The organism is Aliiroseovarius sp. S253, assembly GCF_049800855.1.
In the GTDB taxonomy this organism is placed as follows: Bacteria; Pseudomonadota; Alphaproteobacteria; order Rhodobacterales; family Rhodobacteraceae; genus Aliiroseovarius.
The window spans coordinates 1,314,785-1,336,225 of record NZ_JBNAFW010000001.1; the positions used below are offsets into that span (position 1 = coordinate 1,314,785).

The window sequence follows — 21,441 nt, forward strand, 5'->3', positions numbered from 1 at the left end:
CGCCTTAGAAGAAGTCGATCGAGACCTGCAACAGACGCTCTACTTCGGGTACGTCGGCGGCCATGCAGAACAGTGTCACCACATCGCCTTCATCGATGCGCGTCTTACCCGTGGGCTTCATGACGGTTTCGCCTTTCATCACCGCGCCAACCAGCACCCCCTCGGGGAAGTCCACGTCCCGGATCGCTTTGCCTGCGATGGGCGAAGTCGACAGAACTTGTGCCTCGATCACTTCAGCTTCGGCGTCGCCCAGCGAATAGACCTCACGTACCTTGCCGTGCCGGATATGGCGCAGGATCGAGCTCACCGTCTGCGTGCGTGGGTTGATATATGCATCGATGTTCAGAGGATCCATTAGGCCAACAAGCGACGGATCATTGACCAGCGCAATGGACATGGCGCAGCCTTCCGCCTTCGCCCGAACCGAGGACAAAAGGTTCACCTTGTCATCATCCGTGACAGCCAAAATGGCATCAGCGCGCGGCACGCCTGCCTCTTTCATCAACTCGCGGTTCATCCCATCGCCATGCAATACCACCGTACGCTCCAGCGTGTCGGCTGCGCGCTCAGCCACATCTCGGTTCAGTTCGATCACTTTGGCACGGATGCGGTCGGTCCGGGTCTCAAGCTCGCGGGCAACGGCGAGCCCCACATTACCACCTCCAAGGATCACCACACGTTCCTGCCGCTTGGTGGATTTGCCGAAGACTTCCAACGTGCGATTCACATCCTCACTGCGTGTGAACACATAGATCTGGTCACCTGCGAACAGCTGGTCCCCCGGCTCGGGCGCGAACAACCCCTTGTCTCGGCGTACTCCGACAACAATGGCGCTGAGCGTAGAGAACAGATCCGTCAACTGGCGCAAAGGGGTGTTCAGGACCGGGCATTCATCACCCAGTTGAATCCCCAATAGCTGCACCTTGCCACCCATAAAGCTTTCAATATCGAAGGCAGACGGTGCCTGAATGCGCTTCAGAACCGCCTCGGCGACCTCGCGCTCGGGACTGATGACTACATCAATCGGCAGGTGATCCCGGCGATAGAGATCTGCATAGATCGCATCCAAATAGCTTTGCGACCGAAGGCGTGCGATTTTGCGTGGGATCGAGAATACCGAATGCGCCACCTGACAGGTGACCATGTTCACCTCGTCCGAATAAGTAGCGGCGATGATCATGTCGGCATCCCGCGCATTGGCACGGTCCAGTACATCCGGGTGCGAGGCATGCCCCGCAATCCCCTGAACATCCAGCGTATCGGTCGCCCGCGCCACCAGTTCGGGGTTGTTATCCACCACGGTCACATCGTTCTTTTCGCTTGAAAGGTGGCGGGCGATTTGCCACCCCACCTGCCCTGCACCGCAAATGATAACCTTCATCCGGCTCTCCTTGGAACGCGTCCTGTTGAATAACAGGATCCGTTTCGACCGCACGTGACGTGCGTAATTCTGTCGAAGGGATGGCAGATGGGCGCGGCAGGGTCAATGGTTCGCCCTGTGACCGCGCACGCCAAATATCAATCACGCCTCGGCGGCTTCTTCCTCTTCGCCGGCGACATAGGCCATACGAGCGCCGGCCTTGGAACCGGTCACGACGCCCAATGATTTCAGCTTTCTATGCAGTGCTGATCGCTCCATCCCTACGAAATTTGCAGTGCGCGAGATGTTGCCCCCGAAGCGATTGATTTGGGTCAGCAAATACTCCCGCTCGAAGGCCTCACGCGCTTCGCGCAAGGGCATCATTGCTAGGGCACCGGACACAACGACAGCTTGATCGGAAGCATCCTCGGCGGCGGCTTCTTGTCCCGGAAGCTCGGCGGCTGCGATTGGATCGGTTCCATCGCCTAGGATCAGAACCCGCTCGACCACATTCTTCAGCTGCCGCACGTTGCCCGGCCACTGCATCGTTTGCAGCATTGCCTGAGCATCCTCGGCCAACTCACGCAGTGGCAAGCCCTGCTCGGAGTTGAACATCGAAATGAAGTGTTCGGCCAGCTCGGGAATATCCTCACGGCGCTCGTCCAAGGGCGGTACCGCAATCGGCACGACGTTCAAGCGGTGAAACAGTTCTTCCCGGAAATTTCCGGCAGCAATTTCAGCCTGAAGATCGCGGCTGGTGGATGACACTACCCGCAAATCAACCGAGACCTTGTCCGCTCCGCCAACTCGCTGGAACCTTTGATCTACAAGCACGCGCAGGATCTTGGATTGCGTACCGATCGGCATGTCAGCGACCTCGTCGAAATAAACGACGCCGCCACTGGCTTCTTCCAGCAGTCCCGGTTCGATCCCGCGGTCTTCGCTTTCGCGTCCGAACAGAACCTCTTCCATGCGGTCTGCTTCGATCGAGGCGGAATTGACAACGACCATAGGCGACGAAGCCCGATCAGAGTTGGCATGGATGAAGCGTGCCGCCAGTTCCTTGCCGACCCCAGCAGGACCGGTCAACATTACACGGCCGTTGGACTTCGTGACCTTTTCCAAGTTAGATTTCAATACTTTGAAAGCCGAACTTTGACCAACCATCTCAGATGGCAGGCTATCACGACGCTTAAGCTCGGTGTTCTCGCGGCGAAGGCGACTGGTTTCCATCGCCCGTGTGATCACAACCATCAACTGATCAATGTTGAAGGGCTTTTCGATAAAGTCGTAGGCCCCCTGCTTGATCGCTGCCACGGCAATCTCGATGTTCCCATGACCCGAGATGATCACCACAGGAACCTCTGGATGTTCGCGCTTAACCATCTTCAGGATGTCGATCCCGTCCATGGCGCTGTCCTTCAGCCAGATGTCTAAGATCATCAGGGCTGGAAGTTCGGCTTTGACTTGCTCGACTGCCTCGTCCGAGGTGCCGGCCAATCGAGTCGTAAAACCTTCATCTTCCAAAATATCAGATATGAGTTCACGGATGTCCCGTTCGTCATCAACAATCAGAATATCGCTCATGTCGCTGCTCCTGTCATTGCGGCTTTGGACCGGCGTTCTGCGCTGCCAAAAGGCAGGAAGATACGGGCCATGGCGCCAAAATGTGCGCCGCCGTTTTCTATTTCACGTTCAAAAACGGGCGCATCTTCCAGCGTCAGACGCCCGCCATGTTCTTCGATGATCTTCTTGACGATCGGCAGGCCCAAACCGGTGCCTTTTTCCCGCGTCGTCACATAGGGTTCAAACAGTCTTGCACGATCCTCAGGCAGACCAATGCCGTTGTCGGCTACGGTGATGCAAATACCACCATCTGCTTCCATCATTTTGACCTGTATCTCTGGCTCATGCCCGTCTGGCTTTTCGCTTTCATAAAGTGTTTCAATGGCTTCCCCGGCATTCTTAATGAGATTAGTCAATGCCTGACCAATCATGGTCTGGTCGATCTCAATCAAAACCGGGTGGTCCAGAATTTGCGAACTGAACCGTACATTTTCCTGCCCGGTTTCTTGCAACAGAAGAATGTCCCGCAGCAGTTTGGTCAGATCGGTCTCACGCCGCTCTGGCTCGGGCATCCGTGCGAATTTCGAGAACTCGTCCACAATCCGGCGCAGATCGTTGGTCTGACGTACAATCACGTCGGTGTATTGCTCCAACGCCTCTACATCGACGCCATCCACACGCGAGAACTTCCGCTTAATCCGCTCAGCTGACAGCTGGATTGGGGTCAGAGGGTTCTTGATTTCGTGCGCAATACGACGCGCCACGTCGCCCCACGCGGCCATCCGCTGGGCCGACACCAGATCGGTCACATCATCAAAGGCAACTACGTAGCCTTCAAGACCGCCTTCATCGTTCCGTCTTGTGGCAATTCGAACCAACAGGTTCTCTTGCTTGCCATTGCGCGTCAGACGCATTTCTTGCTGGGCACTAGGCTGACCTTGCGAAACCGCATCAAGAAGGGGCTGAAACTCGGGCACGACCAGCGACAGCTCGTGTTCCTGGTCGTTTTCATCCTGCACATCCAGCAAAAGCTCGGCAGCACGGTTGAGGAACGTCACCTGTCCACCGGCATTCAAGCCAATAACGCCGCCGGTAACCGAGCTGAGCACACTGTCAAACAGACGCCTACGACGCTCAATCTGTTCGGTATTCTCAAGCAAGCGATCGCGTTGGCCCTTCAGGCGGCCCGTCATTTGGTTGAAATACCGCCCAAGCATAGAGATCTCGTCATCGCCTTCTTCCTCGATGACACGTACATCCAAATCCCCTGCTCCAACACGCTGGGCCGCACTGGCCAGACGCCCCACGGGGCGCGACAGACGTTCGGCAAACCACATTCCCATCCAGATCGCTGCAAGGATCAAGATGGCGGCAAAACCCAGATAAATCAGTCCAAACTGAAACAGACGTTGGCCGCGTTGCGATTCAAGCTGGCTATAAACCCGCGCGGCCTCTTGCGTTTCGTCCACCAGATCAAGGATGTCGCCGTTCACATCACGGGTCAGCAGGATGTAGTGGTCCGTAAAGTCCTTCAAGCGGATCAGAACGCGGAACTCGTTGATGGACCAATCCTCGATCACAACGGCTTCACCAGCCTCTGCCTGTGCGAACTGTTCGGGTGTAGGTTCTTCATAATCAAACAGATACGACCGTGTGCCGCGTACGCGGATCGAACCATCACCTGATATAACATATGCCTCGCGCAGACCGCGCTGAATGCGTTCTTGTGCTTGCTTCAAGAACTGACCGACCTCGGCATCTGTCAACAATATCTGGGTCTGGCGTTGCAGTTCAAGAAAGGCGGCCATTGCGCGCGCATCCTGTATAAGTCCGTCGCGGCTTTCCTCTTTGTAAGCCTCGGCTGCTGCACGAGAGTTACCAACCACGGTCCGCACACGTTCCGAGAACCAACCTTCAAGGCCCATATTCAGGGTAAGCATTGCGAAAATGGCGACAAGGATTGTTGGGCTAAGGGCGATGACGGCAAAAACGCCGGTCAGGCGCAGGTGCAGTCGAGATCCCGCACTTTCCTTGCGCCGCGCAACAATCATACGACTGACACCCGCCAGAACAAATCCAGCGACCAGGATCACATATACGATGTCTGCTAAGATGATCAGCCGAAGCGCGTTGCTGTCTGCACCCTGCGCAAAGGGGCCGAGCACCAAAAACGTGGTCACGGCCAGAATTGGCCCGAACACGATCATTCCAAATGCGCCGTAAGAGCTGTACTTGCGCCAGCGGCGCATGGACAGATAACGCTCGTAATTCGACTTCCGCACCGCGCGCTGCGCCACTGTGCTCGCCCTCATAAAATCTCTGTCCGCAGCCTCACGCAGACAGTTGCCGCCAATATGACTCGGATCTTGTGCCCGAATGTCACGCTATGTTGCTCTTTTACATCAACTGGCGACGGCGTGTCACCTCTATTCCGAGCTCGGTGATCTTTTTGCGCAAGGTATTGCGGTTGATGCCCAGTAGATCCGCACATCTGGCCTGATTTCCTCCGGTCGCATCCAAGGCGATTTCTATCAACGGAAGCTCCATCTCGCGCAAAATACGTTGATACAAGCCAGTTGGAGGCAGCGCGCCGCCATGCAGGTCAAAATATCGCTGCAAATGCTGAGCGATCGTATCCGCCAAGCGCGCATCGGCAATATCCTGCCCAACCGCACCTGCCCCCGATGGTGCATTGACCGACTGAACACCGGTGCCACCCAGAGCAGTCTCAACTTCTTCCGGTGAGATAACCTCGTCAATTCCGGTCACCGCCAGACGGCTAACAAGGTTTTCCAGCTCGCGCACATTTCCGGGCCAAGGATATGCACGCAGAACGGCCGCCGCATTATCCGGAAGATGTCGCTTGGCCAACCCGTCCTGCGCAGCACGGCCCAGGAAATGCTCTGCCAGACCGACGATATCTTCGATCCGGTCCCTGAGCGGGGGTACCGGAATCACGATCCCAGCTAGCCGATAGTACAAATCCGAACGGAACCGCCCGTCGGCAGCTGCGCTTCCCAGTTCCCCCTGAGAGATAGACAGAACGCGTGTATTGTTTTCCGCCACTGCATCCAAAACACGCGCCAAACGTCCCTGCGACGCATCGTCCAAATCTTGGATCCCGTCAAACAAGATAACCCCATCCCGGGCGCGCGCCAAAAGCGTTTGAACAGCGTCGGTGTGGCTTAGATCATCCGGCGAAGCAATAATGAACGGTGCGCTTCCCCGATCCGAGAAATCATGCAATGCCCGCGCGATTAAAGACTTCCCGACCCCGCTTTCCCCGGTGATCAAAACCGGTAAGTCGACGTTCAAAACCCGCGCAACGAGACGATACAATTCTTGCATCGCTGCGCTATGGCCTACCAAGGGAAGATCATCCACATCCCTCCCCGTCCGCACCTGAGGTTGGTCAGGCTCAGAAGACCGAACACGTTTGCGCTCGAGCGCGCGCGCGGTTCGCTTCATCAGCTCTGGTAAGTCGAAGGGCTTGGGCAGATAGTCAAAGGCGTCCGCTTCGGCGGCCTGAATGGCCGTCATGATCGTGTTCTGTGCCGAGATCACGATCACCGGCAGATCCGGACGCAGCTTCAGGATACGCGGCAGGGCCTCAAGCCCATTGCCATCGGGCATGACCACATCCGAGATCACGACATCTCCGCGCCCCTCTTCCACCCATTTCATAAGGGTTTGCATCGATCCCGTTGCGTGAACACGGCACCCCGCGCGGGTCAGTGCCTGTGTCAGAACCGTGCGGATCGTACGATCATCATCGGCCACCAGAACTGTTCCATCCATCTCAGGACTCCTTAGGGTTTACGACTTGAGGGTTGAGGGGGTTTCATCACCGGCAGGCTGATCCGAAACACCGTACGTCCGGGCACAGAGTTGACAGAAATCAGAGCGCCATGATCCGTGATAATCTTCGAGACCAAGGCCAAGCCCAGACCGGTACCGTTTTCGCGGCCAGAAACAAATGGATCAAAGACACTGTCAGAGATATCCGGTGGAAGACCGGGGCCATCGTCAATGACCTCGACCTGAATAGGTAGATGCGCTTGATCGCCGTTGGGCAAAGGCACGCGCAATCCGCTGTCATAGAATGTTCTCAGCGTGATATTACCAGTATTACCAGATGCTTCCGAGGCGTTCTTAATAAGGTTCAGAAAGACTTGCTGGATCTGATCCGCATCCACAAAAACCTCAGGCAAAGACGGGTCATAGAGCTTAGTAACATCCATCCCAGTGGCGTAGCCCAGCTGTGCTGTTGCCCAGGCACGATCAAGAAGATCATGGATGTTCGTTGGCTGTCTTTCAGGGGGGCGCAGATCACCAAAGCGTTCCACCTGATCAAGAAGCGCGACGACACGGCGGGTCTCGGCAACGATCAGATCGGTCATTTCCTGATCTTCGGGTGGCAATGACATCGATAGAAGCTGCGCTGCACCCGAGATCCCCGCCAGCGGGTTCTTGATTTCATGTGCCAACATTTCGGCCATGCCAATGGCCTGTCGTGCTGCGGCTTTCGTACCTTGCACTTGCCCTAGCGCTTCAGATCCACCACGTGGCTGCAGGATTACGATATACTCTGCCGGCGCCTCAGGCTCTTCAGGCAAAGGCGCGATGTGCAAGTTGACATCGCGCGTCGTGCCGTCAGACAGTCGCATGTCCACACCATCCACATAAAGCGCGTTCTTGCTTTGACGAACGCGGTTTAGCAGCTCGTCAAAGTCCAGTGAAAACCCAAGCGTCACATTGGGATGCCTTCCAATCAATCGCCGTTCGGACAGGTTCAAAAAGCTCTCGGCAGCGCCGTTCACGCGAAGCACAAGTCCTTTGTCGTCAACCTCAAGCCCTGGCACGGGCAAGACGGACCAAATGCGATCATCGCGGGTCATGCGGCCTTCCTTTCAGGACTAAGCGCTTGGGGTAAAAGGTCAATCACGTGTCGCGGGTCGCGTGACGACAGGATCTGCCGTCGCAAATCCGGGTCCGATTTGGCGTCATCCATATACCAGCCCAGATGCTTACGGATAACACGCGCGCCCAGATCGGGGCCGTAGAACTCAAGGCTGGCGCGATAATGGTCTGCAACCAGCTTTGCCAATGCCTCTCCGATCGGAATAACCGGGGCTGGCGTGCCATAGAGGTCATGCGCCACCTGCGCCAGCAACCAAGGGCGTCCACCAGAACCGCGCCCGATCATCACCCCATCTGCTCCGCTTTGTGTCAGAGCTTTGCGGGCGGTGGCACTATCGACGATATCGCCATTTGCGATGACGGGGATCGACACAGCCTCTTTCACCGGTCGGATCGCGGCCCAATTGGCCGCGCCCTTGTAAAACTGACAGCGCGTGCGCCCGTGGATCGTAATCAGTTGAATGCCTGCCCCTTCGGCCAGCCGCGCTAACTCGGGAGCATTCAGGCTGTTCTCATCCCAGCCCAACCGTGTTTTCAGCGTGACAGGTATACTGACCGCGCCAACGATCGCTTCGATCAGACGCAAGGCATGGTCTAGATCACGCATCAACGCCGAGCCAGACATGCCGCCGACCACTTTGCGTGCCGGGCAGCCCATGTTGATGTCGATCAGCCGTGCGCCGTTCTGTTCGACCATACGCGCCGCCTCGCCCGCCCAATAAACATCCCGCGCCGCCAACTGGACCGAAGTCTTCTCCAGCCCGAACCCCAGCTCAGCCCGTTCACGAACACCGGGCTTGGCCTGCACCATCTCTTGACTGGCGACCATTTCGGACACCACAAGGCCCGCCCCGAACGAGGCGACCAGATTGCGAAACGGCAAATCAGTGATCCCAGCCATCGGGGCTAGAATCACAGGCGTTTCCAATTGAAGGGGTCCGACGGAAAGAGACATGCTTATTCCTTGTGCACTGCGGATAGTTAGGGCTGACAGCCCGAAATATATCAACAATTCGCGGAGTATTCGAGCATCGGATTTACATTCTGCACATTTTTTAGGCAGTTTTATGGGCGCAGACTGCAGAGTTGTCCTTCCTCTAAGCACAGCCTAAACAACTTGTATGACGACAGCAGCCATCATCGTGGCCGCCGGGCGCGGAACGCGCGCGGGTGGCGAAGTGCCGAAGCAGTGGCACCAGATTTCCGGAAACAGCGTCGCAGCTCATACGGTGCGCGTGTTTCAAGCGCATCCCGAAGTCTCGCAGATCATTCTGGTGATTCACCCGGATGATCACGGATTTGCCGATCCGATCGAGGGCGTTACTTTGGTCCACGGCGGGGCCACGCGAGATGCCAGCGTATATGCCGGTCTCGAAGCGCTTCGTTCAGACGCACCGGCCTATGTGTTGATCCATGATGTTGCGCGACCTTTGGTCTCGGATCAGGTGATCCACGATGTGATCTCCGCGCTTGACCTCACGCCGGGCGCGGCCCCTGCTCTTCAGGTCACAGATGCCCTTTGGCGCGGAGAAGATGGTAAAGTTTCGGGCACTCAGGATCGTGCGGATTTGTTTCGCGCGCAGACACCTCAAGGCTTTCGGTTTGACGACATTCTGAGCGCACACAAAGCACATGAGGGCGGCGCAGCTGATGACGTCGAGGTAGCCCGCGCCGCAGGGTTGGACGTCACAATCGTTGACGGCGATGAACAGAACCTGAAAATCACTACACCCGGCGATTTTGCTCGGGCCGAGCGGCTGCTCGCGCAGCGCCAAGTTAAGGACAAGGAGAGCCGGATGGATATTCGGGTAGGCAGCGGTTACGACGTGCATGCGTTTGAAGACGGGGATCACGTGATCCTCTGCGGGGTTAAGATCCCGCATGACCGCAAGCTGAAGGGACATTCGGATGCGGACGTAGGCATGCATGCCCTGACCGACGCAATTTACGGCGCGCTTGCAGACGGCGATATCGGCCAGCATTTCCCGCCTTCGGACCCGCAGTGGAAGGGCGCGGCCAGCGACATTTTCCTGCGTCATGCGGTCGAATTGGCGGCAACGCGTGGCTATCGGATTTCGAATGTAGATGTGACCTTGATTTGCGAGCAGCCAAAGATCGGACCACATGCGCTGGCGATGCGCGAAGCCCTGTCAGACATCATGGGATTGGCCGTGGACCGGATCAGCGTAAAAGCTACCACCAGCGAACGCCTTGGCTTTACCGGCCGGTCCGAGGGCATCGCCTCGATGGCCACGGCAACCCTGATCGGAGCCTAACATGACCCCTTCGACCGCCAAGCTGATCGCCACTTTCTTCTATTCGGGCCTGATGCGCCCTGCCCCCGGTACTTGGGGCAGTCTGGCCGCACTGCCCGCCGCGTGGCTTTTGCATCAGATCGGTGGCCCGGTCGCCCTGACCGGCGCCACCATTCTGGCCTATCTGATCGGCGTGAAAGCGACCGAAGCCTATACAGCTGGGAAGTCTGATCACGACCCGTCTGAAGTAGTGATCGACGAGGTTGTCGGCATGTGGATCGCGCTCTTCCCTGTGTCGTTTGGCGCGCGGATGATGGGCGCGGACATTCTGGCGCTCTATCCAGGCTGGATCGTCGCTTTCTTGGCTTTCCGTCTGTTTGACATCACCAAATGGGGTCCGATTGGCAAAGCGGACCGGCGTGGTGACGCCACGGGCGTCATGATGGATGATGTCTGGGCGGGTGTCGCTGCTGCGATCGTAGTGATCATTACTGCATACGCTTCCCACGGGCTGATGGCATGAGCAAAGCCGCCGCCCTTCTTGACCTCTGTCGCGCACATGGCCTGAAGCTTGCCACCGCAGAAAGCTGCACTGGCGGTATGGTCGGCGCATGGCTGACCGAGGTTCCGGGCAGCTCGGACGTGTTTGATCGCGGCTTTATCACCTATTCCAATGCAGCCAAGCAGGACATGTTGGGCGTCACGACGACCAGTTTAGAGACGTTTGGCGCTGTATCCGAGCAAGTGGCTGCTGAGATGGCGCAAGGTGCGCTGTCCCGGTCGGGCGCTGACATTACAGTCTCGATCACGGGAATTGCAGGCCCCGGCGGGTCTGAACACAAACCCGAAGGCCGCGTCTGTTTCGGTCTTGTCTATGACAACATAGTCCATGTCGAAACGCGAGAATTTGGCGCGATCGGTCGGGACAAGGTGCGAGACGCCGCGGCCAAACGCGCCTTGGAGCTGCTTACACAAGGGGCAGAAGCAAAATCGGCTCAGGCCTAATTTGTTTTCAACGCGCGCAATCTTAGCGCATCGCCCTAGGCATCCCGCCTAATAATTAAGCAGTCTTTGTTTTTGCCCCCACCTCCACGTCAGAATTGCGCGTTCTGGGTGCTTTGCGCTGGATAATCAATCACACCCCTCTTCAAAGCTTTAAAACCCAAGGAGGGGATTATGAACGGCGCAGATACCGCCTGGATCATCGTAGCAACAGCATTGGTGCTGTTCATGTCACTGCCGGGATTGGCGCTGTTCTATGGCGGCCTTGTACGGGCGCGCAATGTGCTCAGCGTCTTCATGCATGTCTACGCTATCGCTTGTCTTATGAGCATCTTGTGGCTGGCCTTTGGGTATACGATCGCGTTTGGCGACGCCTCGCATGGCTGGTTCGGCTCGCTGGACAAGGCGTTCCTGTCAGGCGTCACCGCTGACAGCCTGTCGGGCACCCTGCCCGAGGTTCTGTTCTTTGCCTTCCAAATGACCTTTGCCATCATCACACCCGCGCTGATCGTCGGCGCCTATGTGGAACGCGTAGGCTTTGGCTTTGTCCTGACGTTTTCGTCGCTGTGGATGCTTTTGTGTTACGCACCCGTGGTCCACTGGATCTGGGGCGGAGGCGCATTGGCGGATGGCGGCATCTTTGGCGAGATCGGCACCCGCGACTTCGCAGGCGGCATCGTGGTTCACGAAACCGCAGGCATCGCAGCCCTGATGATCGCCGTTGCCCTTGGCCCGCGCAAGCACCGCACCACCCCGCCTCACGCTCCGTGGATGGTCTTTGTGGGCGCCGCTATGCTTTGGGTCGGCTGGTTCGGCTTCAATGGTGGCTCGCAACTGGCCGCAGACGGTGGCGCAGCGATGGCGATCACCGTCACCCATATCTCGGCCGCCACAGCTTCGCTTAGCTGGGCGCTTTATGAAAAGATCAAGTACGGCAAGGCCAGCCTTGTCGGCATCGTCACCGGCACCATTGCGGGTCTTGCCTCGATCACGCCGGCATCCGGTTTTGTCGGTCCCATCGCAGCCCTGATCATCGGCGCCGTTGCAGGTGTCCTGTGTCAGGAAGCGGTAAACTTCATCCGTAACAAGCTGCAGATCGACGACACGCTGGACGTCTTCGCGGTTCACGGCGTTGGCGGCATCTTCGGCACGATCATGATCGCGGTCTTCGGACAGGGCAGCTTTGTGGCTCAGTTCGGTGCGTTGATCATTGTCGGCATCTTCACTTTTGTTGTCACCTATGTGCTGATCAAAGTGACCGCCGCCATCACCCCTCTGCGCGTCGATCTGGAAAGCGAAGTCAACGGGCTGGACCTGTCCGCCCACGGCGAACGCGCCTACGACATCACCTCATAAAACGCCCACTCACGGCGCGGGAAAAGGCGGAGGCGCAAGCTTTCGCCTTTTCCTTTTTGCTCTTGCCTGTGTCGCTCTCTTGAAAGCATTGCTGCAAGTGCCCATAAGATTGTGCAGAACAATGGAGTATTTGATGGAAGTGGGTATGGACACCGGATTTTGGATCAGCTGCGCGGCGATAGCCGGGCTTTTGGTGTTGTCGGCCTTCTTCTCGGGCTCGGAAACCGCATTGACAGCCGCGTCACGCGGCAAACTACGCTCGCGGGCTGACAAAGGCGATCGGGGTGCTGATCGGGCCCTGAACATCACAGAAGACAATGAACGTCTGATCGGCTCGGTCCTATTGGGCAACAACCTTGTGAACATCTTGGCGACCTCGCTGGCGACCGCGCTGTTCACGCGCCTGTTTGGCGACAGTGGCGTGGCGCTGGCCACCCTTGTCATGACCCTGTTGGTCCTGATTTTCGCCGAGGTACTGCCGAAAACCTACGCGATCACCCGCCCCGAAATGGCGGCTTCGCGCGCTTCGGGTCCGATTGCACTGATCATTCTGGTCTTCGCGCCAATCGTATCTGCCGTGCGCATGATTACGCGTGGCGTGCTGCGCCTGTTTGGTGTGGAAACCGATCCGGACAGCCAGATCCTTGCCGTCCGCGAGGAAATCATGGGCGCAATCGCGCTGGGCCACTCGGAAGGTGCGGTGGAAAAAGAAGACCGCGACCGCCTATTGGGCGCACTGGATCTTGGTGATCGCGCGGTCGAGGAAATCATGCTTCACCGCAGCCAGATCGAGATGATCGATGCCGACGCACCCGCCGTTGAGGTGCTGGAACAGATCCTAGAATCGCGCCACACACGCCTGCCCGTCTATCGTGATGAACCTGAAAACATCATCGGTGTCATCCACGCCAAAGACCTGTCGCGCTCGATGTATGCTTTCCAGCGTGAAGGCAAAGTGATCGAAGAATTCGACGTGCTTCAGGTGGCGATGGAACCTTACTTCATTCCCGAAACGACCACGCTGGACGATCAGATGCGCGAGTTTCTAAAGCGCCACACGCATTTTGCGCTGGTCGTGGATGAATATGGCTCGCTCGAGGGTCTGATCACGTTGGAAGACATTCTGGAAGAAATCGTGGGCGAGATCACCGACGAGTTCGACGTCCAGACCGAACACGAAATCAAATCGCAAAGCGATGGCAGTTTCATGGTGGAGGGTGGTGTCACCATTCGCGACCTGAACCGCGCAAAGGATTGGAACCTGCCGGATGACGAGGCCAACACCATCGCCGGGCTGGTCATCCACGAAGCGCAAATGATCCCCAATGAGGGACAAGTGTTCAGCTTCCATGGCTTCCGGTTTGAAGTGGTGAAACGCGACGGAAACCGGATCGAGCAGCTGAAAATCCGGCCGCTCTAAGCTCCGCGTCGGACGACACTGAATGGATGTCGGTTAGATTTAGTCAACAAAATATGCTATTCTGAGAAATTATTTCAATATTCAGAAGGAGCGTAATAATGAGAGTTCTTATTCTGGCTTCGTGTGCCGTTTTTGCCCTGACAGCGTGTCAAATGACAAGTAGTGGTTCGACCAGTGCGATGAAAATGCAAGATTCGCCGCAGTCCGGATACCCCCTTGCAGGAAAGACATTAGCCTATAAGGATTTGCGTTTCACTTCCCACAAAGACGGTCGTCTGACAGGAAATGACGGGACGATGGGCACATGGGAACACCGCGATGGAAAGTACTGCCGAACGATCTCGGTACCTGAGAAGTGGAAGGGTACCCAATGCCAAGATTATGAAATAGTCGGGGATCAGGTCACGATTACCCGTGAAGACGGATCACAGATAACCTACACCATCCTGTAACGTAGCGTGTCGACAAAGGGCGCTGTTCAGCGCCCTTTGAACAACGATCCCAAAATGCCGCGCACGATGCGTTTGCCTGTGGTGCCTTTCAGCTCTTTCAGCACGACATCGGTTACGGCCTTTCCAAACCCGCCTGAGGATGACTTGCTGCGCGAGGTAGACCGCCCGACTTTGCTGCCAGAATAACGACGTCCGGCGCGGTATTCACGTTCGGCAATGCTTTCGGCTTCTTCCTCTAGGCGCTCGGCCTCTTCTGCCGCTTTCGCGGCGTCCGCTGCCCGTTTGGTCAACACCTCATAGGCGCTTTCGCGATCCTGTAGTGTCTCGTACTTCCCGGCAATCGGAGAGGCGTCTATGAACGCCTTACGCTCGCCGCTTTCAATCGGGCCTAGTTGCGACGACGGTGGGCGGATCAATGTGCGTTCCACTACGCTGGGCGCGCCTTTTGATTCCAGGAACGAGGTCACGGCCTCGCCCACACCGACCTCACGGATGGCGTCTTCGGTCGAGAAACGTGGATTATCACGATAGGTTTCAGCCGCTTGCTTCAATGCGCGACGATCCTTGGCGGTAAACGCGCGCAGGGCGTGCTGCACGCGGTTGCCAAGCTGGCCCAGAATGTCCTCGGGGACATCTGCCGGGTTCTGCGTGACGAAATAGACGCCAACACCCTTCGAACGGATCAGGCGCGCAACTTGTTCAACCTTGTCGACCAAAGCCTTGGGCGCGTCGTCAAACAGCAGATGCGCCTCATCAAAGAAGAAGACCAGTTTGGGTTTGTCGGGGTCGCCGACCTCGGGCAGTTCCTCGAAAAGCTCTGACAACAGCCACAGCAGGAAAGTCGCGTACAAACGCGGTGCGCCCATTAGCTTGTCAGAGGCGAGGATCGAAATCCGCCCACGCCCATCCGTGTCGGTGCGCATGATGTCCGACAGCTCCAACGCGGGTTCGCCGAACAGCTTGTGACCGCCTTGATTCTCCAAAACCAAAAGCGCACGTTGGATTGCTCCGACAGACGAAGTCGAGACATTGCCATAGCGCAGCGACAGGTCCTTGGCGTTCTCGCCGACCCACACCAGAAGCGCCTGCAGGTCCTTCAGGTCAAGAAGACCAAGTCCCTGTTCATCGGCCACACGGAACGCAATGTTCAGCACTCCCTCTTGCGCGTCAGTCAGCTCTAGAAGCCGCGCCAGAAGCAGCGGCCCCATTTCCGAGACCGTCGTCCGGATCGGATGGCCTTGGTCGCCGTATAGATCCCAGAAGGTGACGGGGAACGATTTATAGCTGTACTCCTGAAACCCAATTTTCTCGGCCCGCGAGGTGAAAGCCTCGTGAAGTTTGAAACCTTCGCTCCCTGCCTTGGCCAGCCCAGAAAGGTCGCCTTTTACATCGGACAGAAACACTGGCACGCCCTGAGCCGCAAAGCTTTCGGCCATGATCTGCAGCGTTACGGTCTTACCAGTGCCCGTGGCCCCGGCCACAAGACCATGGCGGTTGGCATATTTCAACAAAAGCCCTTGTTTTTCGCCGTAAGTCTCGCCACCGCCACCAATGAAAATCGTACCGTCCATTTTGCCTGTCTCCCGGCGTTTGAAATCGTCCTGACCGTGACAATACTAAATTAACCACTACAGGCCATACTCTAATCATTCCCAGTGACCTTTCGGGGCTGGGAAGACTTCCTCCCTGTCAGACTGCCGCGCCTTCGGGCGCGGTTTTTTTATCATGTTCAATATGTTGCGGGGTTTAGCCCGAATTTACACCCCTCGACCCGAAAAGTCTGGCTATTGTCAAAAACACACCAAAATGTGGCTTGACCGCTCCAATTAAGTGACATAGCGTCACACCCATAAGCCGGTCAGTCCGGCAGGGAGAGACATTCGAAAGAGATCCGCGCTTGCGGGTCTCTTTCTTTTTTGGTGTGAGATAGGCGACGTTCTTTGTGGTTCTGAACCCCGTGATTAGGCCGCCAATCGGCGGTCTGCCGCCACCCCGAGTTGCTGGTCGACCATTTCGTGCCAATAGGGTGCATTTCCACCTGACACCCCCTCTGCTCCATGATATTCCATCCCCAACAAAATTTGATTTCGAAACAAGGAAAGATCATGAAAATCGAGCTGATCAAATCCCTCTCGCTGGTGGCTGCCCTTTCGCTGGGAACTGCTGCCATGGCACAGGAAAATTCGGAAGCAACTACGGAAGAGACTCCGGCCGCTGAGCCTAAGGTAGATATGGGCGAACCCGTTGATAACACCCGTCAGCCAGGCCAAACCTATGTTGAAAAGGTTGTCGGGGACTGGGAACGCAAGTGTATTACTCTTCCTGAAGGCCAAGGTGAGAACCCGTGCCAGATGTATCAGCTTCTGAAAGATGAAACGGGCAATGCAGTCGCCGAGATCTCGCTGGGCAAACTGCCCGCTGGTGGTCAGGCCGCAGCAGGCGCAACTGTCGTTGTTCCACTGGAAACACTTTTGACCCAACAGCTGACCGTTTCGGTGGATGGCTCGCAAGGCCGTCGCTATCCCTTCCGCTTCTGTGCACCGTTGGGATGTGTGGCTAATATCGGCTTTACCTCAGAAGAAATCACTGGCTTCAAAAGAGGCGCGAAGGCCACGGTATCGATCGTTCCCGCCGCAGCGCCCGATCAGCGCGTAAACCTGAGCATGTCGCTGTCTGGCTTCACCGCTGCATATGACGAACTGACCGCACCTCAGGCTGCCGCTGCTTCTCAGTAAGAACCGGATACAGATTGACAAAACGCCGCCCATTGGGCGGCGTTTTTCGTTGCTGTCATAATAAAAATCCCGTCAGTGCGCCCGCAAAGCCAACACCGCGTTTAGCCCGCCAAAGGCAAACGCATTAGACAAAACTGCCCCGACTTTCACATCCCGCGCCACATTGGGCACCACATCCAGCGCACATTCAGGATCCGGCTCTTCATAGCCGATCGTAGGTGCAATCACCCCGTCTCGCAGCGCCATGATACAAGCCAAAAGTTCGACCGCGCCGGTGCCTCCGATCAGATGGCCGTGCATTGATTTGGTGGACGAAATCATCAGCTCATCCGCGTGATGCCCAAACGCATCCGCGACCGCCGAACATTCCGTCTTGTCATTGGCCGCAGTGCCCGTGCCATGGGCGTTGATATAAGTGACCTCTTCCGGGTTCATACGGGCGTCTCGCATCGCGCCCGCAATGGCACGCGACGCCCCCTGTTTGGATGGCATCACGATGTCCGCCGCGTCCGAGGTCATGGCAAAGCCCACTACTTCAGCCAGAATTTCGGCCCCGCGCGCATGGGCGTGTTCGTATTCTTCAAACACAAAGACCGCTGAACCTTCACCCTGAACCATCCCGTTTCGATTGGCCGAGAACGGACGGCAGGCGTCTTTGGACATCACGCGCAGACCTTCCCAAGCCTTGATCCCGCCAAAGCACAGCATCGCCTCGGACCCGCCGGTGATCATCACATCCGCCATACCGGTCCGGATCATCTGCATCGCCTGCCCCATCGCATGGTTAGAGCTAGCGCAGGCCGTCGCGACGGTGAAGCTTGGCCCCTTCAGGTTCCATTCCATCGACACATGGCTGGCGGCTGCGTTGTTCATCAGCTTGGGCACAACAAACGGATGCACCCGATTTTTGCCGTCCTCATAGACCGATCGATAGTTCTCATCCAGCGTGTTCATCCCACCGCCTGAGGTGCCCAGAACGACACCAGACCGTGTGGCAAGCTCGCCCGAAAAGACCAGACCAGACTGGCTGATCGCTTCGCGCGCAGCAATTAGTGTGAACTGGGTAAACCGGTCATAAAGCGCAATCTGCTGGCGGTTGAATGTCTCTTCCGGTTCATAGCCTTTGACTTGCGCACCGATGCGGATCGACAGGCGTTCCACATCCTGAAATTCGAGATCCGAGATCCCGCACCGTCCCTCGCGCATCGCTTCAAGCGTTTCAGGAACGTTACGGCCAAGCGCGTTGATCGTGCCTTGGCCGGTGATGACAATGCGTTTCATGGGTTAGGCAGCTTGATCCGCGACCAGCCCTTCGACCGCACGAATGATGGCAGCGACTGACGAAATGTCGAAATCGCTTTCCGATGGATCGTTGGCGTTGAACGGCACTGAAATGTCGAAGGCTTCTTCAATCGCGAAGATGCTTTCGACAAGACCAAGGCTGTCAATGCCCAGATCTTCCAGAGTTTGATCGAGGCTGACATCCCCCGGCTCCAAAACAGCCTGTTCGGCGATGATTGCGATGACGCGGTTCTGAATGGTTTCAGACATGTGGTCCCCTTTCGCGTTGGCGAATTTCTAGCCCTTGTCCACCAGTTTTGTAACTGTTTTTTGAAGCTCACGTAGCGTATCGGCCAAACGTGGCAGACGACGCAATTCACGACGGATGGCCATCTCGGTTTCGATCTTCACGGCTGGGCTGCCCAGCACCGCACGCCCGGCAGGAACGTTGGTGTAAATGTTGGTGCCGCCACCGGCGATTACGTCATCCCCGATAAAGATATTGTCGCTGACGCCGACCTTGCCGCCCAGAACAACGCGATTGCCGATCTTAGCCGATCCCGAGACGCCGACATTGCCGCACATCATGACATCTTCGCCGACTTCAGCGTTGTGACCCACCTGAACCTGACAGTCGATTTTGGTGCCGCGTCCGATCCGGGTAGCACGGATGGTGCCCCGGTCAATGGTCGAACTTGCGCCAAGCTCTACATCATCCCCGATCTCGACACCGCCCAAAGAATGGACACGCGCCCAATGGGCACTTCCCTCAACAGCCCCGGCCGTTTCACCTTCGGCCATGCCGCCCCGCAGACTTTCGACTGCGCTTTCCTTGTCCAGCGTAACAAAGGAGAACCCATCGCCACCCACAACCGAGTTTGACTGACCTGTATAGCGATCCCCGATGATACAGAGATGCGCGATACGCGCGCCGGGATGCAGGATCAGATCGTTGCCGATCACGGTGCCATACCCGATCGAAGCATGAGCGCCGACCTGCGCATTCGCGCCGATTTTCACATCTGCACCAATAACGGCCAGCGGGCCAATGCGCGCGCCCTCTCCGATCTCGGCGCTGTCATCTACTACTGCGCTTGGGTGAATGCCCGGCGCGATCCCTAGCCCGGGATCTAATGCGCGTGTCAGAAGTGGCATTGCGGTTTTACCGCGCGACATGCAGATCGCACCGTCCAGACCAAGTGCCTTCCAATCAGCCCCATCCCACAACAAAGCCGCGCGCGCCTGACCTTCGGCGATTCCGTCCGCGTATTTCGGATCCATTGCCAATGCGAGTTGATCCGCGCGGGCATCCTGCGGTTCAGCTGCCCCAGACAACGCAATGTTCCCATCGCCTTGGAATTCGGCCCCCAATGCGGCGGCAATCTCGGAAAGGGTGAAAGTCATTCATCGCTCCTTTGATGGTGCCGGGCCTCTGCGCCCGAACACCGCACTAAAGGATTTAACCATCCACGGCGCGAAGTGCTACCCCGGCATTTTGCAAAGCGGCCCAAACTTTCGCATCGCGATCATAAATGTCGCGGCGATAGTTCACACGGCCCTTCGCAGGCGCCACGGCGGTGCGATAGACGATATGCACCGGCACGTGTTGCTCTAGATTGACGCGTGTCTCGCGCTTAGTGTTTAGCGCCTTATGGAAGGTCGCTTTGGGATCGCTGCTTTGCTTGGCCAGAAGCGCATAGGCAAAATCAAACGGATCGCTCAGACGGATACAGCCATGGCTAAAGGCACGCACTTCGCGGGCAAACAGGCTTTTTGACGGCGTATCGTGCAGATAAATATTGTATTTGTTCGGGAACATGAATTTCACCAGCCCCAACGCATTGCGTGACGACGGCGGCTGTTTAATCGCGAACGGAAAGCTGCGCGCGGTGAACTTGGTAAAGTCCACTGCCCCACGATTGACGACGCGGCCACGGCTGTCGATCAGCTTCAGATGGCTCACCGCGTTGCGATTACGCTTGAGCATCGGAAGGTATTCTTTCGTGGCGATCGACCGAGGCACATTCCAGGTGGGGTTGATCACCATATGCTCCATCACGTCCGAAAACTCAGGACTACGCTGATCCGAGACATTTTTGCCAATGACCGATCGAGTCTGGAACGTGACGCTACCCCCGTCCACAATCTTCGCAGTAAAATCGGTGAGGTTCACCCAGATATGGCGTTGACCGCGCTCGAAATTGGTCCAGCGCTCACGCTCCATAGCGACCAAGATCGACGCCAGACGTTTTTCCGGCGAGACATTGATCTCGGCAATGGTGCCTGCGCCTGCAACACCATCATCGGTCAGTCCGTGATCGGCCTGAAACTGCTGCACGGCCTTCTGGATCGAGGCGTCATAACTGCGGCTGGACGAGCGGTTCAGATAGCCCATGCGCACCAAACGGTTGCGCAAGGCAATCACGGCCTCACCCGATTGCCCCGGCTTAAGAGACTTCGCGGAAACGTTTTTGCCCCAGCCGCCATGTTGAATGGTATCTTCCAAGCGCAGCTTCTCGCGCATTAGGCGTCCGTACTCGGCGTTCTTGGGCGGAAGGGATTTCAAATACCCGGCGGGCGACGACGCCGCAAACCCGGCCAGAATATCAGAGCCGTCCTTGCGGTCGATCTTTCGCACAATTCCGCTATCGACTTTGACAGGGGTCAGAATGCCCGAATTCACGCCTTGCGCGTAGTCTACCAGTCGCTTGGAAAGCTCGACCTCAAGCGCACCCAGCTCGCGCACCGAGGATACATTGGCCATGCGCGCCTTCAGATCTTCCAGATCAACGCGCGGGAGCCCGTGGTCTTCGGCACCAGCAAGCGCGCCCAGTAAAGCTTTGCGCCGGGCCAGATCCTCGGCTGAGCTGCCTGTCCAAATCGGCTTATAGGCATTGGCGCGATAAAAGGCAGCAACCTCATCTTCACGCGCAGCAGCTTCGGCCACCGATTGAGCGAAGGCCGATACGACGCTTTGGGCATTTGCAGGCGCGAGCGAACCAACACCAAGAACGGCGGCCCCAACAGCTGCAAACGCCAAAGTCAGAAAGGGCGAACGTACGCGCGCAGTAAATGTTTTCGTCATGTCATGTCC

General features: G+C 57.1%; 18 protein-coding genes. 7 read left to right on the forward strand and 11 right to left on the reverse strand.

The window, feature by feature from the left end; all coding sequences use genetic code 11:
- Positions 1–4: 4 nt before the first annotated feature.
- The 6 genes from trkA to dusB all read right to left on the reverse strand — a co-directional run bounded on the left by trkA (position 5) and on the right by dusB (position 8,801).
- Positions 5–1,381, reverse strand: a complete 1,377-nt coding sequence (gene trkA, locus ACP15F_RS06530) for a Trk system potassium transporter TrkA (RefSeq protein ID WP_424940010.1) — start codon at positions 1,379–1,381, stop codon at positions 5–7.
- A gap of 141 nt (positions 1,382–1,522) precedes the next feature.
- Entirely contained in the window at positions 1,523–2,947 is a 1,425-nt protein-coding gene (locus tag ACP15F_RS06535; protein ID WP_424940011.1) for a sigma-54-dependent transcriptional regulator, read from the reverse strand.
- Positions 2,944–5,238 (reverse strand): ATP-binding protein, encoded by a 2,295-nt coding sequence (locus ACP15F_RS06540; RefSeq protein ID WP_424940012.1) that lies wholly within the window; start codon positions 5,236–5,238, stop codon positions 2,944–2,946. Before ACP15F_RS06540 ends, ACP15F_RS06535 begins: the two co-directional genes overlap by 4 nt.
- Before the next feature lie 85 nt (positions 5,239–5,323).
- Positions 5,324–6,724: a response regulator gene (locus ACP15F_RS06545; protein WP_424940013.1), complete on the reverse strand. Its 1,401-nt coding sequence runs from the start codon at positions 6,722–6,724 to the stop codon at positions 5,324–5,326.
- A gap of 11 nt (positions 6,725–6,735) precedes the next feature.
- A complete protein-coding gene (locus tag ACP15F_RS06550; protein ID WP_424940014.1) occupies positions 6,736–7,824 on the reverse strand; it encodes a two-component system sensor histidine kinase NtrB in 1,089 nt (362 codons plus the stop codon).
- The gene (dusB, locus tag ACP15F_RS06555) at positions 7,821–8,801 is read right to left on the reverse strand and encodes a tRNA dihydrouridine synthase DusB (RefSeq protein ID WP_424940015.1); all 981 of its coding nucleotides are present in this window, start codon (positions 8,799–8,801) and stop codon (positions 7,821–7,823) included. The genes ACP15F_RS06550 and dusB overlap by 4 nt, the downstream gene beginning before the upstream one ends.
- Before the next feature lie 166 nt (positions 8,802–8,967).
- Here dusB and ACP15F_RS06560 point away from each other — a divergent pair, with 166 nt between their 5' ends.
- The 6 genes from ACP15F_RS06560 to ACP15F_RS06585 all read left to right on the forward strand — a co-directional run bounded on the left by ACP15F_RS06560 (position 8,968) and on the right by ACP15F_RS06585 (position 14,331).
- The gene (locus ACP15F_RS06560; RefSeq protein WP_424940016.1) at positions 8,968–10,122 is read left to right on the forward strand and encodes a bifunctional 2-C-methyl-D-erythritol 4-phosphate cytidylyltransferase/2-C-methyl-D-erythritol 2,4-cyclodiphosphate synthase; all 1,155 of its coding nucleotides are present in this window, start codon (positions 8,968–8,970) and stop codon (positions 10,120–10,122) included.
- Position 10,123: 1 nt separating this feature from the next.
- The gene (locus ACP15F_RS06565; RefSeq protein WP_424940017.1) at positions 10,124–10,624 is read left to right on the forward strand and encodes a phosphatidylglycerophosphatase A family protein; all 501 of its coding nucleotides are present in this window, start codon (positions 10,124–10,126) and stop codon (positions 10,622–10,624) included.
- On the forward strand, positions 10,621–11,106 hold the full coding sequence (locus ACP15F_RS06570; protein ID WP_424940018.1) for a CinA family protein: 486 nt from the start codon (positions 10,621–10,623) through the stop codon (positions 11,104–11,106). The genes ACP15F_RS06565 and ACP15F_RS06570 overlap by 4 nt, the downstream gene beginning before the upstream one ends.
- Before the next feature lie 171 nt (positions 11,107–11,277).
- Positions 11,278–12,459: an ammonium transporter gene (locus tag ACP15F_RS06575; protein ID WP_424940019.1), complete on the forward strand. Its 1,182-nt coding sequence runs from the start codon at positions 11,278–11,280 to the stop codon at positions 12,457–12,459.
- A gap of 145 nt (positions 12,460–12,604) precedes the next feature.
- Positions 12,605–13,879, forward strand: coding sequence for an HlyC/CorC family transporter (locus ACP15F_RS06580; RefSeq protein ID WP_424940020.1), 1,275 nt, complete (start codon positions 12,605–12,607; stop codon positions 13,877–13,879).
- A 98-nt stretch (positions 13,880–13,977) separates the two neighbouring features.
- Positions 13,978–14,331 (forward strand): hypothetical protein, encoded by a 354-nt coding sequence (locus ACP15F_RS06585; RefSeq protein WP_424940021.1) that lies wholly within the window; start codon positions 13,978–13,980, stop codon positions 14,329–14,331.
- A gap of 26 nt (positions 14,332–14,357) precedes the next feature.
- On the opposite strand, the gene ACP15F_RS06590 is transcribed toward ACP15F_RS06585, so the two are convergent.
- Positions 14,358–15,902: a helicase HerA-like domain-containing protein gene (locus tag ACP15F_RS06590; RefSeq protein ID WP_424940022.1), complete on the reverse strand. Its 1,545-nt coding sequence runs from the start codon at positions 15,900–15,902 to the stop codon at positions 14,358–14,360.
- Positions 15,903–16,436: 534 nt separating this feature from the next.
- Here ACP15F_RS06590 and ACP15F_RS06595 point away from each other — a divergent pair.
- Positions 16,437–17,066, forward strand: a complete 630-nt coding sequence (locus ACP15F_RS06595; protein ID WP_424940023.1) for an invasion associated locus B family protein — start codon at positions 16,437–16,439, stop codon at positions 17,064–17,066.
- Positions 17,067–17,138: 72 nt separating this feature from the next.
- Here the strand turns inward: ACP15F_RS06595 and ACP15F_RS06600 are convergent, their stop codons facing one another.
- Genes ACP15F_RS06600 through ACP15F_RS06615 form a run of 4 tightly spaced genes read right to left on the reverse strand, consistent with a single transcriptional unit; the run spans position 17,139 to position 21,432 of the window.
- Positions 17,139–18,347, reverse strand: a complete 1,209-nt coding sequence (locus ACP15F_RS06600) for a beta-ketoacyl-[acyl-carrier-protein] synthase family protein (protein ID WP_424940024.1) — start codon at positions 18,345–18,347, stop codon at positions 17,139–17,141.
- 3 nt (positions 18,348–18,350) lie between these two features.
- Positions 18,351–18,617 (reverse strand): acyl carrier protein, encoded by a 267-nt coding sequence (locus tag ACP15F_RS06605; RefSeq protein WP_424940025.1) that lies wholly within the window; start codon positions 18,615–18,617, stop codon positions 18,351–18,353.
- 27 nt (positions 18,618–18,644) lie between these two features.
- Complete coding sequence (locus tag ACP15F_RS06610) at positions 18,645–19,751, reverse strand: UDP-3-O-(3-hydroxymyristoyl)glucosamine N-acyltransferase (protein WP_424940026.1); 1,107 nt, start codon at positions 19,749–19,751, stop codon at positions 18,645–18,647.
- Between the two features lie 55 nt (positions 19,752–19,806).
- Positions 19,807–21,432: a L,D-transpeptidase family protein gene (locus tag ACP15F_RS06615; RefSeq protein ID WP_424940027.1), complete on the reverse strand. Its 1,626-nt coding sequence runs from the start codon at positions 21,430–21,432 to the stop codon at positions 19,807–19,809.
- Positions 21,433–21,441: the final 9 nt, after the last annotated feature.

Bases quoted from the DNA above. Each gene is read 5' to 3' on its own strand.
- ACP15F_RS06535 (WP_424940011.1), bottom strand. From the start codon at position 2,947: ATGAGCGATATTCTGATTGTTGATGACGAACGGGACATCCGTGAACTC.
- ACP15F_RS06570 (WP_424940018.1), top strand. From the start codon at position 10,621: ATGAGCAAAGCCGCCGCCCTTCTTGACCTCTGTCGCGCACATGGCCTG.
- dusB (WP_424940015.1), bottom strand. From the start codon at position 8,801: ATGTCTCTTTCCGTCGGACCCCTTCAATTGGAAACGCCTGTGATTCTA.
- ACP15F_RS06605 (WP_424940025.1), bottom strand. From the start codon at position 18,617: ATGTCTGAAACCATTCAGAACCGCGTCATCGCAATCATCGCCGAACAG.
- ACP15F_RS06550 (WP_424940014.1), bottom strand. From the start codon at position 7,824: ATGACCCGCGATGATCGCATTTGGTCCGTCTTGCCCGTGCCAGGGCTT.
- ACP15F_RS06580 (WP_424940020.1), top strand. From the start codon at position 12,605: ATGGACACCGGATTTTGGATCAGCTGCGCGGCGATAGCCGGGCTTTTG.
- ACP15F_RS06540 (WP_424940012.1), bottom strand. From the start codon at position 5,238: ATGAGGGCGAGCACAGTGGCGCAGCGCGCGGTGCGGAAGTCGAATTAC.
- ACP15F_RS06595 (WP_424940023.1), top strand. From the start codon at position 16,437: ATGAAAATCGAGCTGATCAAATCCCTCTCGCTGGTGGCTGCCCTTTCG.
- ACP15F_RS06615 (WP_424940027.1), bottom strand. From the start codon at position 21,432: ATGACGAAAACATTTACTGCGCGCGTACGTTCGCCCTTTCTGACTTTG.
- ACP15F_RS06565 (WP_424940017.1), top strand. From the start codon at position 10,124: ATGACCCCTTCGACCGCCAAGCTGATCGCCACTTTCTTCTATTCGGGC.
- ACP15F_RS06560 (WP_424940016.1), top strand. From the start codon at position 8,968: ATGACGACAGCAGCCATCATCGTGGCCGCCGGGCGCGGAACGCGCGCG.
- ACP15F_RS06610 (WP_424940026.1), bottom strand. From the start codon at position 19,751: ATGACTTTCACCCTTTCCGAGATTGCCGCCGCATTGGGGGCCGAATTC.
- ACP15F_RS06590 (WP_424940022.1), bottom strand. From the start codon at position 15,902: ATGGACGGTACGATTTTCATTGGTGGCGGTGGCGAGACTTACGGCGAA.
- ACP15F_RS06600 (WP_424940024.1), bottom strand. From the start codon at position 18,347: ATGAAACGCATTGTCATCACCGGCCAAGGCACGATCAACGCGCTTGGC.
- ACP15F_RS06585 (WP_424940021.1), top strand. From the start codon at position 13,978: ATGAGAGTTCTTATTCTGGCTTCGTGTGCCGTTTTTGCCCTGACAGCG.
- ACP15F_RS06575 (WP_424940019.1), top strand. From the start codon at position 11,278: ATGAACGGCGCAGATACCGCCTGGATCATCGTAGCAACAGCATTGGTG.
- trkA (WP_424940010.1), bottom strand. From the start codon at position 1,381: ATGAAGGTTATCATTTGCGGTGCAGGGCAGGTGGGGTGGCAAATCGCC.
- ACP15F_RS06545 (WP_424940013.1), bottom strand. From the start codon at position 6,724: ATGGATGGAACAGTTCTGGTGGCCGATGATGATCGTACGATCCGCACG.